Below are 13601 nucleotides of genomic sequence, written 5' to 3'. Positions count from 1 at the left end.
TCGCCCCCAGTTCCATTACAATTCAATTGTTTGTCTCACCCAATACCGAAGGAAGTGCCATGAGCGTACGCGACACCATTCACCACACCGTCACCAGCCACCCCATCGTGCTGTTCATGAAAGGCACCGCCCAGTTCCCCATGTGTGGCTTTTCCGGCCGCGCCATCCAGATTCTGAAAGCCTGTGACGCCCAGAAGGTGGTCACCGTCAATGTGCTGGACGACGCCGACATTCGCCAAGGCATCAAGGAATACGCCAACTGGCCCACCATTCCCCAGTTGTACATCAACGGTGAATTCATCGGCGGCAGCGACATCATGACGGAAATGTTCCAGAACGGTGAACTGCAACAACTCGTGGCGAAAGCCAACGAAAGCCAGCAGGCCTGACAGCAATCACGCCGCGAATGTCAGCCCCAGCCTTTCTCCATCAGGTGACTGTCGCCATCACAGGCGCCAGCGGCACCTTGTATGGCCTGAAGATTCTGGAGTTGCTCAGGGCGCGGGGCGACACCGAGGTGCACTTGGTGGTGTCCCCTTCAGGTTGGCTGACACTGAGCAGCGAAACCGACTTGGGCCGTGAAGCCGTGGAGGCCAAGGCCCATGTGGTGCATTCCCCCAAGGCTGTGGGCAACTGCATTGCCAGTGGCTCCTACCCATCCAAGGGCATGATCATCGCCCCGTGCAGCATGCACACTTTGGCGGGTGTCGCACTGGGTTTGTCCGACAACCTCATCACCCGCGCAGCAGACGTGTGCCTGAAAGAGCGGCGCCGCTTGGTCATTCTGCCCCGTGAAACCCCGCTGAACCTTGCGCACCTGCGCAACATGGTCAGCGTGACTGAAATGGGCGGCATTGTGATGCCCCCGGTGCCCGCGCTGTATCAACGCCCGCAAAGCATCGACGAGCTGGTGACGCACACCGCCCAACACGCCATTGAACTGTTGAATTTGCCGCCCGTGGCCAGCCCGGCGGGCCAAGCAGGGGTCGAACTGAACCGCCCTCAGTGGAACGGGCTTTAAGCCTGGGCCAAGCCGTAGCGGCACAACAGCGCCTCATCCTCACCCAAGCCCAAATCAAGCAGCAACGCTTTCAAACGTTCGGCAGCCTTGGGGTTGCTGCGCTGGTGTTTGCGGGCGAGGATCAACTCGTTTTTCATGGAGTGTTCCCAACCCACCAGCTCGGTCACCGTGACTTGGTACCCCTGCGATTCCAGCCACAAACACCGCAGCACATTGGTCAACTGGCTGCCGAACTCGCGGGTGTGCAAAGGGTGTCGCCACAATTCCACCAAACTGCTGCGCCCCAACTGGCCCGACTTTCTCGCCCGCAAGCGCTCAGCCAACTCGGCCTGGCAGCAAGGCACCAAGGCCATGGCGCGTGCCTGTTTGGCCAGACCAAAGGCAATGGCGTCGTCCGTTGCTGTGTTGCAGGCGTGCAGCGCAGTCACCATGTGAATGGTGTCTGGCAGCTCCGGGTGCTCCGCACTGTCCTGAACAGCCATGTTCAGAAAGCGCATGCCCTGCGCAAAGCCAGCCTTGGTGGCCAGTTCGCGTGAGGTGTCCACCAAGGCCTGTCGAGTCTCCACACCCACCACACACGCCCCCTCCGGCTTAGCCTTCAGAACCATGTCATACAGCATGAAGCCCAGATAAGACTTGCCTGCACCATGGTCAACCAAGGTAAACGGGCCGCCAGTGTCTTGTCGAATGGCGTCGATGATGGGTTCAATGAACTGAACGAGGTGATTGATCTGCTTGAGCTTTCGGCGGCTGTCTTGGTTGATCTGTCCGTCGCGGGTCAGAATGTGCAAGGACTTCAGCAGTTCCAGCGATTGGCCGGGCCTGAGATTGAGCGCTTCAGCGGGGGAAGGGACTGGTTTTTTCAAGGGAGGAAGTGGTGCCGCTTGTCGGATTCGAACTGACGACCTACCGCTTACAAGGCGGTTGCTCTACCAACTGAGCTAAAGCGGCACGCGAAGAGGCACTATTTTACACGGGTCAAGTGGGATTTGCCTTTTGGACCCGGTTTTTTCGGTGAATTTTCGTCACCGGGTTCACTTTTCACCACACTAACCAAAGAATCGGACTGTTCCGCTGCACCACTGACGGGCTTAAGGCCACCGCGTTCAGCCGGTTCAGAGGCCTCTTCATCGGCCTCATCGAACACAAACTGCACAGCCTCGTTGCCGTCACCCTCAATCTCGGACAAGGGTTTGTGCACCTCAAACGCCATGCCATGGCCATTTTCACGGGCATAAATGGCGCTGACCTGGTCCACGGGCACCATGATGCTGCGGGCTACACCACCAAAGCGGGCTTCAAACTCAATCCACTCATTGCCCAACTGCAACTTGTTGGTGGCAAACGGCGACACGTTAAGCACAATCTCGCCGGCTTTCACGAACTCACGGGGCACCTGAGTCTGCTCATTGACCGCGACCGCCAGGTATGGCGTGTAGCCGTTGTCCACAGCCCACTCATGAATGGCACGGATCAGATAGGGCTTGGTGGATACTTCTTCAGTCACGGCTACACCTCATACAGCAAAAACACACACCCTTAGCGGCGCATCACCTTCTCGGAAGGGGTCAGGGCGTCGATGAACGCTGGCTTGGCGAAAATACGCTCAGCGTACTTCATGAGTGCAGCAGCCGACTTCGGCAGTTCAATGCCGTAATGCTCCAGGCGCCACAACAGGGGGGCTAAGGCCACATCCAGCATGGAAAACTCTTCGCCCAGCATGTACTTGCTCTTGAGGAACACAGGCGACAACTGGGTCAACTGCTCACGGATGGCCAGGCGGGCCTTTTCCATGGCTTTGGGGTTACCCCCCTTCTCAATCACGCTGACGTGCTGAAACAGTTCGCGCTCAAAATTGAACAGGAACAGGCGGGTGCGGGCCCGCATCACCGGGTCAGCAGGCATCAACTGGGGGTGAGGGAAACGCTCATCGATGTATTCGTTGATGATGTTGGACTCGTACAGAATCAGGTCACGCTCGACCAGAATCGGCACCTGGCCATAAGGATTCATGACGCTGATGTCGTCAGGGCGATTGAACAGGTCAATGTCCTTGATCTCGAAATCCATGCCTTTCTCGTGCAGCACGAAGCGGCAACGCTGTGAGAACGGGCAGGTTGTTCCGGAGTAAAGAACCATCATGATGTTGTCTTCCCAAACAAAAAAGGGCCGGGGCGACACATCGCCCCAGCCTTGAGTTCAATTTCAGGCGTGCTTATTTTACGTCTTTCCAGTAGGCCGCATTCAGGCGCCATGCAAAGATGGTGAACACACCGAAGAACAGCAGCACAATCACACCCAGACGGATGCGGTCGTGGCGCGCGGGTTCGCCCATGTACACCAGAAAACTGGTCAACTCGGCAATGGCGCGATCATACTCTGCTGCGTCCATGGTGCCGGGCTTGACCTGCTCAAAGCCCACAAATTTATGAACCACCTTGGACTCATCATGCGGGTCTTTCACATCTTCAAACTTGGCCGTGCGCTCACCCTGCAATTCCCACAACACATGGGGCATGCCCACGTTCGGGAAAGCCAGGTTGTTCCAGCCTGTGGCCTTGGAAGGGTCCTTGTAATAGGTACGCAGGTAGGTGTACAGGTAATCCGCCCCGGAACCTGCGCCTGATGCGCGCGAACGCGCAATCACGGACAGGTCAGGCGGGGTGGCACCAAACCATTTCTTGGCATCCTGCGGGTCCATGGCGATGGTCATGGTGTCGCCCACTTTTTCGGAGGCGAACAGCAGGTTCTGCTTGATCTGCTCATCCGTCAGGCCGATGTTGGCCAAGCGGTTGTAACGCATGCTTTCGGCAGCGTGGCAATTCAAGCAGTAGTTCACAAACAGTTTGGCACCCCGCTGCAGGGCAGCCAGGTCGTTGGTCAGGTCAGGCGCCTTGTCCAGCGGGTGGCCGCCGCCGCTTGCCAACACCAAGGTGGGCAGCAGTGCCAGCATTGCGAGCAATTTTTTCATTGTTTTCATTCCTCAGTTTCCTTCTGCGGCCAGCATCAATGCGCTTCGAACGTGACACGGTCGGGAACGGGCTTGAACTGCCCCTTCTTGGACCACCATGGCATGGCCAGGAAAAACGCGAAGTAAATCAGCGTGCACAACTGGGAAACCTTCTCGCCAACAGGTGACGGTGGCTGAACACCCAGATAACCCAGAATCAGGAACGACACAATGAACACGCCGTAGATGATTTTGTGCAGGGTTGGACGGTAACGGATCGACTTGACCGGGCTTTTGTCCAGCCAGGGCAGGAAGAACAGAATGACCACCGCACCACCCATGGCGATCACACCCCACAGCTTGGCATCCACACCCAGGAACGGGTAAGTGATGGCACGCAGCACCGAATAGAACGGTGTGAAGTACCACACCGGCGCAATGTGGGCGGGTGTTTTCAGCGGGTCAGCCGGAATGAAGTTGTTGTATTCCAGGAAGTAACCGCCCATTTCAGGGGCGAAAAACACAATGGCAGAGAACACCATCAGGAACACACCCACACCCATGATGTCGTGCACGGTGTAGTAAGGGTGGAAAGGAATGCCGTCCAGTGGCACGCCATTGGCGTCTTTCTTGTCCTTGATTTCCACACCGTCAGGGTTGTTGGAACCCACTTCATGCAAGGCCACCAAGTGCGCCACCACCAAGCCCAACAGCACCAGCGGTACGGCAATCACGTGGAAGGAGAAGAAGCGGTTCAGTGTGGCGTCAGACACCACATAGTCGCCACGAATCCAGATACCCAGGTCAGGCCCAATGAAGGGAATGGCTGTGAACAGGTTCACAATCACCTGCGCACCCCAGTAGGACATTTGGCCCCAAGGCAACAGGTAGCCCATGAAGGCTTCAGCCATCAGACACAGGAAAATGGCCACACCGAAGATCCACACCAGCTCGCGGGGCTTGCGGTACGAGCCGTACATCAGGCCACGCATCATGTGCAGATAAACCACCACGAAGAACATGGAGGCGCCTGTGGAGTGCATGTAACGCACCAACCAGCCCCAAGGCACATCGCGCATGATGTACTCAACCGACTGGAAGGCCTTGGCGGCGTCGGGCTTGTAGTGCATGACCAGGAAAATACCGGTCACGATCTGAATCACCAGCACCAGCAGGGCCAGTGACCCAAAGAAATACCAGAAGTTGAAATTTTTGGGCGCGTAATACTCGGACAGGTGCGCCTTGTAGGTGGAGGTCAGCGGGAAACGCTGGTCGATCCAGCCCAACAGGCCTGTCGTCTCGACTTGTTTGTCAGCAGCCATGTGAACCTCTCGATTAAGCGTTGTTCTCGTCCACACCAATCAACAGCTTGGTGTCCGACAGGTATTTGTGAGGGGGCACCTTCAGGTTGTCCGGTGCTGGCTTGTTGGCAAACACCCGGCCAGCCATGTCGAAGGTCGAGCCATGACAGGGGCACAGGAAACCGCCCTTCCAGTCGTCGGGCAAGCTGGGCTGGGGGCCCGCATCGAACTTGGCCGTGGGCGAGCAGCCCAGGTGTGAGCAAATGCCCACGGCAACCAGAAATTCAGGCTTGATGGACCGGTAGGTGTTGCGGGCGTATTCAGGCGTCAGTTCTTTGGGGTTACGCTCTGAATTGGGGTCGGCCAGTTGCGCATCCAGCGCGGCCAGTTCAGACACCTGCTGCTCGCTGCGGCGAATGACCCATACGGGTTGTCCGCGCCATTCCACGGTTTTCATCTCACCGGGCTTCAGGTCGGCAATGTCCAACTCCACCGGTGCACCGGCTGCCTTGGCCCGCTCGGAAGGGGCCAGTGTCGTCAAAAATGCCCCGCCAGTGGCTGCAGCGGCTACGCCACCTGCAGCACCGCACGCGATCATCCAAACGCGCCGTTCTTTGTCTACTGCCTGATTGTCGCTCATCAAGAATAACCCCGAAAAATATGCGTATCACATCCCTTTTGAACCCGTTCCGCCCAGAAACCTGCTGGCTTGAGTGGACGGACTGCTCCGGGCACACACCACTTTGGGTGGCTTATGCAACCTACGATTGTAACTCAGCAGTTTTCAAACTAGAACACTTCCTCAAGAGAATTTCGTGACAATTCAAGCCAAAAATGAACCCCGGTGCGCTAGCACCGCAAGGGCTACACGGCCACAAACAGGTCGTGGAACTCCACCTCCACGCCAAAACGCGCTGCCACCCAACGCCCCAAGGCCTGAACGCCGCATCGCTCGGTGGCATGATGCCCGGCGCCAGCCAAGGTGAGCCCACATTCCCGGGCCACATGCACCGCGGGCTCGGACAACTCGCCAGTCAAGTACAGGTCTGCCCCGGCCAATGCGGCCTCCTCCACATAACCGGGTGCGCCGCCGGTGCACCAAGCCACCGTACTGATCATGCGCTGTGGGTCGGTCACCCCTTCCAGTTGGACCGGCCGCCCAAGGACCTTCGACACCCCATCGGCCAAGCTGCCCAATGGCTGAGCCTGAGCCAGTGCGCCGATGTGGACCAACCCTTTGTCACCCACCACCCGGTCGGTGGGCCAACCCAACATGGCACCCAATTGAATGTTGTTACCCAGCTCCGGGTGTTTGTCCAGCGGCAGGTGGTAGGCAAACACATTCAGTCCGGCCCGCAATACTGCTTCCATACGCGCCTTGCGAAAGCCCTTCAACACCTGAGGGTCACCTTTCCACATCAGCCCATGGTGAACAAGAATGGCATCGGCGCCACGGGCCACCGCCAGGTCGATGAGGGCTGCGGAGGCCGTCACGCCGGTGACGATGCGGCGGATCTGCGACTTGCCTTCCACCTGAAGACCATTTGGGCAATAATCTTGCACACGTGCGGGCTCCAGCAGCAATGCCAGTTCCCGCTCCAACGCATCACGATCAACGGTGTTCACAACTAACCCCTTCCACGCAGGCAACATGATCAAGAAACTGTGGCTGACGTTTAGCCAAACGCTGGCCGTATTGCTGGCATTGTATTTCATCACCGACGTGTTACGCCCGGAATGGACCCCCCAGTGGCTAAAGGCCCCGGCAGGAGGGCTGAACACCCAGGGTGTGCTGGGGTATCGCAAAGCGGTGGAAGCAGCCATGCCTGCGGTGGTCAACATTTACACCTCGAAAGCAGGCAACGCCGCCAAGCACCCCTTCTTTGAAGACCCGGAAATCCGCAAGTTTTTCGGCGACGAAGGGGAAGATGGTTTTGGCGATGAAGACCCGGCGTCCAGCCTCGGTTCCGGCGTGATTGTCAGCGCCGACGGATATGTGGTGACCAATCAGCACGTGGTGGACGAAGCCGAATCCATCGAGGTGGGCTTGAACGATGGCCGAACAGCCAAAGCCGAACTGGTGGGCACCGACCCGGAAACCGACTTGGCCGTGTTGCGCATTACCCTGCCCGACTTGCCTGTGGTGAAATTCGCCCACGAAGATGGGGTGCGGGTGGGCGATGTGGTGCTGGCGATGGGCAACCCCTTCGGTGTGGGGCAAACGGTGACCATGGGTATTGTCAGCGCGCTGGGCCGCAACCACGTGGGCATCAATACCTTCGAGAATTTCATTCAGACCGACGCGGCCATCAACCCCGGTAACTCGGGTGGCGCCTTGGTGGACACCGCAGGGCGCCTTTTGGGCATCAACACCGCCATTTACAGCCGTACCGGGGGGTCGCTGGGGATTGGCTTTGCCATTCCGGCCAAAACTGTCCAGAACGTGCTGGGGCAGATCATCAAGAACGGCGTGGTCACCCGGGGTTACATCGGCGTTGAACAACAAAACATCACCGAGGAATTGGCCAAGGCCTTCAACCTGCCCCAACAGGAAGGCGTGATCATTGCAGGCATTGTGAAAGACGGGCCTGCGGACAAAGCCGGGCTGAAGGTGGGCGACATTCTGCTGACCATCGACAAGCAAGCCATTCGCGACACCACCCAAATGCTGAACCTGATTGCAGCCTGTCAGCCCGGCGACAAAAAGCCGGTGACCCTGATGCGAGACGGCAAGAAAACCTCACTGACCATTGAAATTGGCGTGAGGCCCAAGCCGGGGGATTTTTTGAAGAAGTAAAACGTCGAGCCGATTCAGTTCGGCTCGATGATGTCCTGCCGCTTTTTGCCCACCAAGCGGGCCGCGATGATGCCCGCTTCGTACAGTACACAAATGGGAATGGCCAGGAACAGTTGAGACATCACGTCGGGCGGTGTCACGATGGCGGCAATCACAAAGGCCGCCACAATCACATAACCGCGAATGTCCACCAGCTTTTCAACGGTGACCACGCCCATATACACCAAAACCACCACCACAATGGGCACTTCAAAAGTGACGCCAAAGGCCATGAACATGGTGAGCACAAAGCTCATGTAGGCCTCAATGTCCGGTGCCGGGGTGATGCTGCTGGGTGCGAATTCGTTGATGAATGCAAACACCTTGCCAAACACGATGAAATGGCAAAAGGCCACGCCACCCAAAAACAACAAGGTGCTGGACACGATGATGGGCAGCGCCATCTTCTTTTCATGCTGATACAGGCCAGGTGCAACAAATGCCCACACCTGATACAGAATGACCGGCAAGGCCACCACAAAAGCCACCATGCCCGTGAGCTTGATGGGCACCATGAACGGGGTGATCACGCCGGTTGCAATCATCTTGGTGCCTTCGGGCAAGGCAGATTGAATCGGCAGGGCCAGAAAATCAAAAATGGCGGCAGCACCGGGGTAAATCATCAAAATGATGAACGCCACCGCAAAACCGGCCGCCGCGCGCAGCAACCTGTCTCGCAATTCAACCAAGTGGCTTACAAAATTCTCTTCTTGACTCATGGTGTGTGTCGGGGTGCGGCTCAGGCCTTGGAAGGCGACTCGGGGTTGGCCGCAACGGCGGGCTCTACCGGCAATTGGGCTGGCGCCGAAGTGGGTGCAGGCGAAGCACCGGCCTCAAAGGCATGCTCCATCTCGGCCACATCCTGTTCAATTTTGTGAACCTGCTCATTCACGGTGGATTCAGCATCGCGCAGCGTGGTTTGCACATCGCTCTCCACTTTGCGGGCGGCGTCTTGCATTTCGGCCTGCAACTTGCGCAGCTCTTCAATTTCCATTTCGCGGTTGATCTCGGTTTTCACATCGTTGACGTAGCGCTGAGCGCGCCCCATCAAGTGGCCCACAGTGCGGGCCACACGTGGCAATTTCTCCGGGCCAATGACCACCAGGGCCACGACCGCAATCACCATCATTTCCGAGAAACCAACGTCAAACATGATCCACGACCATTGAAAAAACCAGCCCCGAGTCGAGTCGGGGCGTGTGGGTTATACGGCAGGCCTGCTGGGGTCAGCGCTTTTCCTTGGCATCCACATCAATGGTGTTGGTGGATTGGGTAGCCCCTGCATCGGCAATCTTGGCCGTGTCGGTTTTGGCTTCGCCCGAGCCGTCTTTCATGCCTTCTTTGAAACCCTTCACTGCACCGCCCAGGTCGGACCCAATGTTGCGCAGCTTCTTGGTACCAAACACCAGCATGACGATGACCAGCACAATCAACCAGTGCCAGATGCTGAAAGAACCCATGATTCACTCCTCGAATAATTGTGTCTGTGTGGTTTGGGGTGGTGCCCGCCACCGGTCAGTGTTTGACCAGCATGGGCCCCAAGGGTTGCGTGCCACCCAGAATGTGTACATGAAGATGATACACCTCCTGACAGCCGACACGCCCGGTGTTGACAATGGTCCTGAAACCATCGTCACACCCTTCCTGTTTGGCCAGCTTGCCCGCCATCGCCATGATCTTGCCCAGCACCGGGATGTCTTCCGGTGTTGCGTCAGCCAGGGTGGGGATATGCTTTTTCGGAATGATCAGAAAATGCACGGGCGCCGCCGGATTGATGTCGTGAAAGGCAAGGATATCCTCATCCTCGTAGACTTTTCTGCTGGGGATTTCCCCTGCAATGATCTTGCAGAAAATACAGTTGGTGCTCATGGCTCACTCCCGATGGCGCAAAAGGCCGGTGTTGTGTGTTGCCCAGTGTGGCGTTGCTGGCTTATTGGCGACTGGCTTTTTCCACGAGGCCTGACAGGCCCATACGGCGGTCCAGTTCGGCCAGCACGTCGGCCACTGACAGGCCATGCCACGACAAAGCCACCATGCTGTGAAACCACAGGTCAGCGGTTTCATAAATCACTTTGGCGGGGTCTTGGTCTTTGGAGGCCATCACCAGCTCGCAGGCCTCTTCGCCCACCTTTTTCAGGATGGCGTCCTGCCCTTTGCTGTGCAGCTTGGCCACATACGAGCTGTCCGGGTCAGCCTTCTTGCGCTCTTCCAGCACCTCGGTGAGGCGGGCCAGAAGGTCGGCAGAGTTGGGCGTGCTTGCAGTCATGTCAATCTCAGGTGGTTTTCTTGTACATCTGGGCGGGGTCTTTGAGCACCGGGTCTTTGGCAACCCAACGCGGCGTATCCCCTTCAAGCGCGTAGTAAAAGCAGCTTTCACGGCCGGTGTGGCAAGCCACACCGCCAATCTGTTCAACCATCAGGATGATGACATCGCCGTCGCAATCCAGCCGAATCTCATGAACCTTCTGCTGATTGCCGCTTTCTTCGCCTTTGTGCCAGAGTTTGCCACGCGAACGTGAAAAATACGTTGCCATGCGGGTGGCTGCCGTAATTTCCAACGCCTCCCGGTTCATCCAGGCCACCATGAGCACCCGTTTGGTGAGGTGGTCTTGTGCCACCACGTTGACCAGGCCTTTGTCATCGAAGGCCACGCTGTCCATCCAGTTGTCGGTGATGAGGACGTCTTTGCTCATGATCAGCGCCTGACCACAATGCCGGCCTGCGCCATGCGGGCTTTGGCCTCTTGCACGGTGTATTCGCCGTAATGGAAGATGCTGGCCGCCAACACCGCACTGGCGTGGCCTTGCAGCACGCCGTCCACCAGGTGGTCGAGGTTGCCCACACCGCCGGAGGCAATCACGGGAATGTCCACGGCGTCCGCCACGGCGCGGGTGAGTGGCAGGTTAAAGCCGATTTTGGTGCCATCGCGGTCCATGCTGGTCAGCAGAATTTCTCCGGCACCCCGGGCCTGCATGTTGCGGGCCCATTCCACGGCGTCCAGGCCCGTTGGGTTGCGCCCACCGTGGGTGTACACCTCCCAACCGGGTTCGCCATTGGCTTTGGCCTTGGCGTCGATGGCCACCACGATGCACTGCGAACCGTACTTGGCTGTGGCATCGCTGACCAGGTCGGGGTTGGTCACTGCGGAGGTGTTGATGCTGATTTTGTCGGCCCCGGCATTGAGCAAACGGCGCACGTCTTCGACTTTGCGCACCCCACCGCCCACGGTCAGGGGAATGAACACCTGCGAGGCGACAGCCTCAATCACGTAAAGAATGATGTCGCGTTGGTCGCTGGAGGCGGTGATGTCAAGAAAGGTCAGTTCATCGGCACCCTGCTCGTCGTAGCGGCGGGCAATTTCAACCGGGTCGCCTGCGTCGCGCAGTTCAACGAAATTCACGCCTTTGACGACACGGCCTGCCGTGACGTCCAGGCAAGGAATAATGCGGCTGGCGAGCATTTAGTCGGTACGCCCGTTCAATTCGTCAGCCAAGGCTTGGCCTTGTGCAAAATCCAGCGTGCCTTCGTAGATGGAACGCCCACAAATGGCGCCGGAGATGCCTTCGTGTTCCACAGCGCACAGCTTGCGCACGTCGTCGAGGTTGGTGATGCCGCCCGAGGCGATCACGGGGATCGTCAAGGAATTGGCCAGCTTCACCGTGGCTTCAATGTTGACGCCGCCCAACATGCCGTCGCGGCCGATGTCGGTGTAAATGATGGCTTCAACGCCATAGTTTTCATACTTCAGGGCCAGGTCCACCACATCGTGGCCAGAGATTTTACTCCAGCCGTCGGTGGCCACTTTGCCGTCCTTGGCGTCCAGGCCCACAATGATTTGCCCCGGGAAGGCCCCACAAGCGTCGTGCAGGAAACCGGGGTTCTTGACGGCCGCCGTGCCGATGATGACGTAGCTCAGGCCGTCGTCGAGGTAACGTTCGATGGTGTCAAGGTCACGAATACCGCCACCCAGTTGCACAGGAATGCGACCGCCTACGGCATCAAGAATGTCGATGATGACACCCTCGTTCACCGGCTTGCCAGCCACCGCCCCATTCAGGTCCACCAAATGCAGCCTGCGGGCGCCAGCCTCGACCCATTTCATCGCCATCTCGACCGGGTCGGCCGAAAATACGGTGGGGTCGTCCATATTGCCCTGCTTGAGGCGTACACACTGACCGTCTTTCAGGTCGATCGCTGGGATGAGTAACATGACACTGTCTTCGATGGGGCTGGGTGAAAGTTGGGCTTCAAAGGCCGTTCAGGGGTTCCACTTGAGAAAGTTGGCGTACAGGCGCAAACCGTCGTGCGCGCTTTTCTCAGGATGGAACTGTGTTGCAAAGATGTTATCCCGTGCAATGGCGCAGGTAAAGCGCAGGCCGTAGTCTGACTGGGCAGCAATATCGGCGGCATTCACGGGCTGGGCATGGTAGCTGTGCACGAAGTAGAACCAGGCCCCGTCGTCGATGCCATCCCACAGGCTGTGGGGCTTGGCTCGGTAGACCCGGTTCCAGCCCATGTGCGGCACTTTCAGGCCACGGGCGGTTGTCAAGGCGGGGTTAAAGCGGATGACTTCGCCTTCAAACAGACCCAGGCTGTCGGCGGGGCCTTCGTGGCTGCGCTCGAGCAACATTTGCTCACCCACGCACACGCCAAACAGGGGTTTGCTGGCCGCTGCCCGCAAAACGGCGTCGAGAACGCCGGACTCACGGATGGCCCTCATGCAATCAGGCATGGCCCCTTGGCCCGGCAGCACCACGCGGTCGGCTTGGTCAATCACTGCGGGGTCGGTGGTGATTCGGATTTCCTGCCCGTCCTGTTTCACATGCGACAGGGCCTGGGCAACCGATCGAAGGTTACCCATGCCGTAGTCGACCACTGCAACAAGGCTCACAACGCGCCCTTGGTGCTGGGGATTACGCCCTGTTGGCGCTCATCATGGGCAACGGCCATGCGCAGGGCACGTCCGAAAGCCTTGAAGATGGTTTCGCACTGGTGGTGGGCGTTTTTGCCTTTGAGGTTGTCGATGTGCAGGGTACACAGGGCGTGGTTCACGAAGCCCTGGAAGAATTCAAAGCTCAGGTCCACATCGAACTGGCCGATCATGGCTCGGGTGTAGTCCACATCCATGTGCAGACCGGGGCGGCCCGACAGGTCCACCACCACGCGGGACAACGCCTCGTCCAAAGGCACATAGCTGTGCCCGTAGCGAACTATGCCTTTTTTGTCACCCAACGCCTGCGCAAAGGCCATGCCCAGGGTAATACCGGTGTCCTCGACCGTGTGGTGCGCATCAATGTGCAAGTCGCCCTTGGCTTCGATGTGCAGGTCGATCAGGCCGTGGCGGGCAATCTGGTCCAGCATGTGGTCCAGAAAGGGCACACCGGTGTCCAGGTGGCGCTGACCGGTGCCGTCCAGGTTGACCTTCACGGTGATCTGGGTTTCCAGGGTATTGCGAGTGACTTCTGCGGTTCTCATGATGTGTGTTGGCCGGTG

20 protein-coding genes and 1 tRNA gene are annotated in these 13601 nt (G+C 58.2%); 3 read left to right on the top strand and 18 right to left on the bottom strand.

The window, feature by feature from the left end; genetic code table 11:
- Nucleotides 1-59 precede the first annotated feature (59 nt).
- A complete protein-coding gene (gene grxD / locus ACK4FF_RS03500; RefSeq protein WP_409704638.1) occupies nt 60-389 on the top strand; it encodes a Grx4 family monothiol glutaredoxin in 330 nt (109 codons plus the stop codon).
- 17 nt (nt 390-406) lie between these two features.
- Nucleotides 407-1021: a UbiX family flavin prenyltransferase gene (locus ACK4FF_RS03495; RefSeq protein ID WP_409704636.1), complete on the top strand. Its 615-nt coding sequence runs from the start codon at nt 407-409 to the stop codon at nt 1019-1021.
- Here ACK4FF_RS03495 and ACK4FF_RS03490 read toward each other — a convergent pair.
- The 8 genes from ACK4FF_RS03490 to ACK4FF_RS03455 all read right to left on the bottom strand — a co-directional run bounded on the left by ACK4FF_RS03490 (nt 1018) and on the right by ACK4FF_RS03455 (nt 6898).
- Nucleotides 1018-1887 (bottom strand): class I SAM-dependent methyltransferase, encoded by an 870-nt coding sequence (locus ACK4FF_RS03490; protein WP_409704634.1) that lies wholly within the window; start codon nt 1885-1887, stop codon nt 1018-1020. The two genes, ACK4FF_RS03495 and ACK4FF_RS03490, sit on opposite strands and share 4 nt — an antisense overlap.
- 9 nt (nt 1888-1896) lie before the next feature.
- Nucleotides 1897-1972, bottom strand: a tRNA-Thr gene (locus ACK4FF_RS03485).
- A gap of 13 nt (nt 1973-1985) precedes the next feature.
- A complete protein-coding gene (locus ACK4FF_RS03480) occupies nt 1986-2528 on the bottom strand; it encodes a ClpXP protease specificity-enhancing factor (RefSeq protein ID WP_409704632.1) in 543 nt (180 codons plus the stop codon).
- 32 nt (nt 2529-2560) lie between these two features.
- The gene (locus tag ACK4FF_RS03475) at nt 2561-3163 is read right to left on the bottom strand and encodes a glutathione S-transferase N-terminal domain-containing protein (protein WP_409704630.1); all 603 of its coding nucleotides are present in this window, start codon (nt 3161-3163) and stop codon (nt 2561-2563) included.
- Nucleotides 3164-3236: 73 nt separating this feature from the next.
- Nucleotides 3237-4001, bottom strand: coding sequence for a cytochrome c1 (locus ACK4FF_RS03470; protein ID WP_409704628.1), 765 nt, complete (start codon nt 3999-4001; stop codon nt 3237-3239).
- A gap of 26 nt (nt 4002-4027) precedes the next feature.
- Nucleotides 4028-5293 carry a cytochrome b gene (locus tag ACK4FF_RS03465; protein WP_409704626.1) on the bottom strand — a complete coding sequence of 422 codons (1266 nt, stop codon included), beginning with the start codon at nt 5291-5293 and terminating at the stop codon, nt 4028-4030.
- A gap of 13 nt (nt 5294-5306) precedes the next feature.
- On the bottom strand, nt 5307-5912 hold the full coding sequence (gene petA, locus ACK4FF_RS03460; protein WP_409704624.1) for a ubiquinol-cytochrome c reductase iron-sulfur subunit: 606 nt from the start codon (nt 5910-5912) through the stop codon (nt 5307-5309).
- A 224-nt stretch (nt 5913-6136) separates the two neighbouring features.
- Nucleotides 6137-6898, bottom strand: coding sequence for a Nif3-like dinuclear metal center hexameric protein (locus tag ACK4FF_RS03455; protein ID WP_409704622.1), 762 nt, complete (start codon nt 6896-6898; stop codon nt 6137-6139).
- A gap of 25 nt (nt 6899-6923) precedes the next feature.
- Here ACK4FF_RS03455 and ACK4FF_RS03450 point away from each other — a divergent pair, with 25 nt between their 5' ends.
- Nucleotides 6924-8069, top strand: coding sequence for a Do family serine endopeptidase (locus tag ACK4FF_RS03450; protein ID WP_409704620.1), 1146 nt, complete (start codon nt 6924-6926; stop codon nt 8067-8069).
- Between the two features lie 14 nt (nt 8070-8083).
- Here ACK4FF_RS03450 and tatC read toward each other — a convergent pair whose 3' ends face one another.
- The 10 genes from tatC to hisB all read right to left on the bottom strand — a co-directional run bounded on the left by tatC (nt 8084) and on the right by hisB (nt 13583).
- The gene (gene tatC / locus ACK4FF_RS03445; protein WP_409704618.1) at nt 8084-8827 is read right to left on the bottom strand and encodes a twin-arginine translocase subunit TatC; all 744 of its coding nucleotides are present in this window, start codon (nt 8825-8827) and stop codon (nt 8084-8086) included.
- A 20-nt stretch (nt 8828-8847) separates the two neighbouring features.
- Nucleotides 8848-9261 carry a Sec-independent protein translocase protein TatB gene (gene tatB, locus ACK4FF_RS03440; RefSeq protein WP_409704616.1) on the bottom strand — a complete coding sequence of 138 codons (414 nt, stop codon included), beginning with the start codon at nt 9259-9261 and terminating at the stop codon, nt 8848-8850.
- Between the two features lie 73 nt (nt 9262-9334).
- Nucleotides 9335-9568: a Sec-independent protein translocase subunit TatA gene (gene tatA, locus ACK4FF_RS03435; protein WP_409704614.1), complete on the bottom strand. Its 234-nt coding sequence runs from the start codon at nt 9566-9568 to the stop codon at nt 9335-9337.
- Nucleotides 9569-9623: 55 nt separating this feature from the next.
- Entirely contained in the window at nt 9624-9977 is a 354-nt protein-coding gene (locus ACK4FF_RS03430) for a histidine triad nucleotide-binding protein (RefSeq protein ID WP_409704612.1), read from the bottom strand.
- A gap of 61 nt (nt 9978-10038) precedes the next feature.
- Nucleotides 10039-10374 carry a phosphoribosyl-ATP diphosphatase gene (locus tag ACK4FF_RS03425; protein ID WP_409704610.1) on the bottom strand — a complete coding sequence of 112 codons (336 nt, stop codon included), beginning with the start codon at nt 10372-10374 and terminating at the stop codon, nt 10039-10041.
- Nucleotides 10375-10381: 7 nt separating this feature from the next.
- Complete coding sequence (gene hisI, locus ACK4FF_RS03420; protein WP_409704608.1) at nt 10382-10801, bottom strand: phosphoribosyl-AMP cyclohydrolase; 420 nt, start codon at nt 10799-10801, stop codon at nt 10382-10384.
- Between the two features lie 2 nt (nt 10802-10803).
- On the bottom strand, nt 10804-11568 hold the full coding sequence (gene hisF, locus ACK4FF_RS03415; protein WP_409704606.1) for an imidazole glycerol phosphate synthase subunit HisF: 765 nt from the start codon (nt 11566-11568) through the stop codon (nt 10804-10806).
- Entirely contained in the window at nt 11569-12318 is a 750-nt protein-coding gene (gene hisA / locus ACK4FF_RS03410; protein WP_409704604.1) for a 1-(5-phosphoribosyl)-5-[(5-phosphoribosylamino)methylideneamino]imidazole-4-carboxamide isomerase, read from the bottom strand. It lies immediately after the preceding gene.
- 48 nt (nt 12319-12366) lie between these two features.
- The gene (hisH, locus tag ACK4FF_RS03405; protein ID WP_409704602.1) at nt 12367-12999 is read right to left on the bottom strand and encodes an imidazole glycerol phosphate synthase subunit HisH; all 633 of its coding nucleotides are present in this window, start codon (nt 12997-12999) and stop codon (nt 12367-12369) included.
- Nucleotides 12996-13583: an imidazoleglycerol-phosphate dehydratase HisB gene (hisB, locus tag ACK4FF_RS03400; protein ID WP_409704600.1), complete on the bottom strand. Its 588-nt coding sequence runs from the start codon at nt 13581-13583 to the stop codon at nt 12996-12998. The genes hisH and hisB overlap by 4 nt, the downstream gene beginning before the upstream one ends.
- Nucleotides 13584-13601 lie beyond the last annotated feature (18 nt).

This window comes from Limnobacter sp. (assembly GCF_046297615.1).
Taxonomy (GTDB): Bacteria; Pseudomonadota; Gammaproteobacteria; order Burkholderiales; family Burkholderiaceae_B; genus Limnobacter.
This window is presented reverse-complemented; position numbering and strand designations above follow the sequence as displayed.